Here is a 1,283-nt window from a genome sequence, read left to right on the forward strand (position 1 = left end):
CCCGTGCCGGCTCGGGGGCCGCGCCGGCACGGGTCCTGGGGTGGGGCGGGGGGCTGGGACGTTCCGTCAGGACGAGTGCTGCAGGTCGTCGCGGAGCGTCGGCTCGGCGCGCACGACGGTGTCGGTCGCCGAGTCGGGAATGTAGTCGACGACGAACGCGTACGGTTCCAGCACCTCCTCGGGGACCTCGCCGGACTCGCCGAACGCGGCGATCTCCCCCCAGCAGGGGGCGCCGAGCGAGCCGCTGCGGTGCCGGACCGACAGGCCCGCGCACAGGTTGGCGAACTTCAGCCGCTCGTTCAGGGGGAGCCCGGCGAGGGTGCCGAACAGGAACCCGGCGCCGAACACGTCGCCCGCTCCGGTGGCGTCCAGCGCCCGGACCGGCAGCGCGTCGGTCTCGGCGACCTCGCCGCTGCGCGAGTCGATCGCGATCGCGCCGGCGCCGCCGCGCTTGACCACGACCACCGGGACGCGCTCCGACAGGGCGCGGGCGGCGGCCTCGGGCGAGGCGGTGCGGGTGTAGGCCATCGCCTCGACCGCGTTGGGCAGGAACACGTCGACGTGCTCCAGCCGGTCCAGCACCTCGCTGGACCAGGTCTCGGTGGCGTCCCAGCCCAGGTCGGCGAAGACCGTGGTGCCGGCGGCGCGCATGTCCCGCGCCCACGCGGGCACCGGCCGCTCGATGTCGATGAAGCAGGCCCGCGCCGACGGCGGCGCCGACCCGAGCACCTCCTCGTAGGGGCCGTCGGCGGAGCCGATGTCCGGGACGGGCTTGGCGTAGGTGACCATGCTCCGGTCGGAGTCGTAGGCCAGCGACACCGTGACCGGCGTGGGCCAGGTGGGGACGCGGCGGGAGTGGCCGAGGTCCACGCCCTCCTGCTCGGCGAGGGTCCGCCACAGGTAGGCGCCGAACAGGTCGTCGCCGAACGGGGCGGCGAGCCCGACGCGCAGCCCGAGCCGGCTCATCGCCACCGCGATGTTGGCGATGCCGCCGGGCGCCGAGCCGAGCCCGTCGGTGAACAGCTCGGTGCCGGGCGGCGGCAGGCCGGGCAGCCCGGTGAAGATCATGTCCATGAAGACCTGGCCGGACAGGAACACGTCCAGGTCGGGCGCCGGCCCCTCGGCGCCGTCCGCGCGCTCCGCCAGCAGCCGCTCGGTCACCGCGCCGCGCTCGGCGCACGGGTCGGCCAGCGAGGGCTCGGGCGGGCGGCCGGGGGGGCCCGGCGGGGGGCGCCGCGGGGGGGGCGGGGGGCGCGGCGCGCCGCGCGGCGCCGGGCGCCGCC

General features: G+C 77.3%; 1 protein-coding gene. It reads right to left on the reverse strand.

From position 1 onward, the window contains the following. Positions 1-66 precede the first annotated feature (66 nt). The gene (locus ABZ914_RS51530; RefSeq protein ID WP_500201837.1) at positions 67-1,161 is read right to left on the reverse strand and encodes a carbohydrate kinase family protein; all 1,095 of its coding nucleotides are present in this window, start codon (positions 1,159-1,161) and stop codon (positions 67-69) included. Between the last annotated feature and the right edge of the window lie 122 nt (positions 1,162-1,283).

Source organism: Spirillospora sp. NPDC046719 (assembly GCF_040645715.1).
GTDB lineage: Bacteria > Actinomycetota > Actinomycetes > Streptosporangiales > Streptosporangiaceae > Spirillospora.